This window comes from Secundilactobacillus malefermentans DSM 5705 = KCTC 3548 (assembly GCF_001436395.1).
Lineage (GTDB): Bacteria > Bacillota > Bacilli > Lactobacillales > Lactobacillaceae > Secundilactobacillus > Secundilactobacillus malefermentans.
Window position 1 is genome coordinate 1 of record NZ_AZGJ01000099.1, and the last position, 1,689, is coordinate 1,689.

At 46.1% G+C, this 1,689-nt stretch carries 2 protein-coding genes; both read right to left on the minus strand.

Annotation, left to right across the window (positions count from 1 at the left end):
- Nucleotides 1–54 precede the first annotated feature (54 nt).
- A complete protein-coding gene (locus tag FD44_RS09825; RefSeq protein ID WP_010620863.1) occupies nt 55–948 on the minus strand; it encodes an IS3 family transposase in 894 nt (297 codons plus the stop codon).
- Nucleotides 945–1,619 (minus strand): helix-turn-helix domain-containing protein, encoded by a 675-nt coding sequence (locus tag FD44_RS09830; RefSeq protein ID WP_010620862.1) that lies wholly within the window; start codon nt 1,617–1,619, stop codon nt 945–947. The genes FD44_RS09825 and FD44_RS09830 overlap by 4 nt, the downstream gene beginning before the upstream one ends.
- Between the last annotated feature and the right edge of the window lie 70 nt (nt 1,620–1,689).

Below are 1,689 nucleotides of genomic sequence, written 5' to 3' on the forward strand. Positions count from 1 at the left end.
TGCACTAGGCCCTGTCAAGTTGACAAATGAAATAATATAAAGTTGAATCTGTTTCTAAGCGGCTTCACTCCAGTATTCATCTGGGGTGAGGCCGTTTCTTTGTGCTGAGCGATTGTGGTGATTGAAATATTCGATTCCTTCCTCAACCAGTCTCACAAGCTCTTCGCAAGTCTTTGCTAGTGGATGGCGAGCCATCCACCGTAACTTGAATTCGTTCCACCAGCGCTCCATTGGTGCATTGTCGTATGGTGTTCCTGGTCGAGACATGCTACGTGTGACGTTGTAACGACCAAGAAAGTTGTTGAAGGCACCAGAGGTGTAGGCTGATCCTCGATCAGTGTGAACCAATGGGTGGACGTCACCAGAAGCCTCAAAGGCTCGTTGGAAAACCTCGATTTCTGCTGCTGATGTTTCAGTAGCGCTCAAATTGTAGGACAACAAACGTCGGCCGTAGAGATCAAGGACGCCACTCAAGCGCACCTTATACTTATTATTTACGCCGTAAGTCAGTTCCGTCGAATCGGATAACCAGACCTGATTAGGACTGTCGACGTCGAAGTTCTGATTGAGCACATTGTCTTGAATGTGCTGTTCGTTCTCCTTATGTCGACTGTGCTTCTTGACCCGAATTTGACATGTCAAGCCAAGCTCCCGCATCACACGACGTACCATCTTGAAAGTAACGGGGAAGTCAATTAGTTCATCATGTTGAAGATTCACTAAAAGATTCCCAGCACCGATACCTTGATGATGAAAATCAAACCAGTATTGTGTCCGTTCCTTGAGCTGACGATTACGGGTTTCCCAAGCAGTTTCTTCTCGATTTAACCCTTTGTAGTAAGCCTGCCGGCTTACACCGACAACGGCCAACAGCGTAGATACTGCACCGCGCTTGCCTTGACTGACCTCATTAATTGCGAAGTAAGACAGTCGATGTTGTTTACTCACCCCCTGCGCTGGAGTTCCAGCAATTTTTTTGCGAATGCCTCCACAAGCTCTTTGTCTGCGAGCTGTGCTTTGAGCTGCCTGATTTCAAGATTGGCTTTATCGAGTTCAGTCAGTTCAGCTTGTTCTTTGTGATGGCCACGGTTGTCCACGAGTGCCTCATAGCCGCCGTGTTCGGCCTTGATCACCCATGAACGTGCTTGTTGATAAGAGACTTGGAAGTGTTCAGCGGCCTCTGTGTATGAATGCTTCAGCTTGGTGACATACTCGACAATTTCAATGCGTTCTTCCAAGGTTGTTTTACGACTCATAGTGGGAACCTGCTTTCTGGACGGCGGCGCCGTCAAAGGTTTATCCCCATTATACTTGTTCACCCAGTCTACGACTTGCTGCGATCCACGAAGTCCAAACTTATTTGCAAGTTCATCAAAGGTGCCTTCACCTATAAGATATGCGTGGACTACTTTAAGTTTGAGTTCTTTCGAATAGTGTTTGTTTTTCTTAGCCTCCTTTAGACCATTAATTCCATCACGGGAGTATCGATCTCGCCAACGTTCTAGCGTCTTGTGATCAATGCCATGACGATTGGCCACCGGCCGTAGTCCAGTTTTTGATTGGGTAAGTTCCTTTAAGATTGCTAATTTTTCGAGTACCGTATGTTTAGATCTGGGCATACAAAAATCCCTCCATAGTTGTTAGATGAATTATTGTATTTCATCTGACAACCATAAAGGGATTATCGCA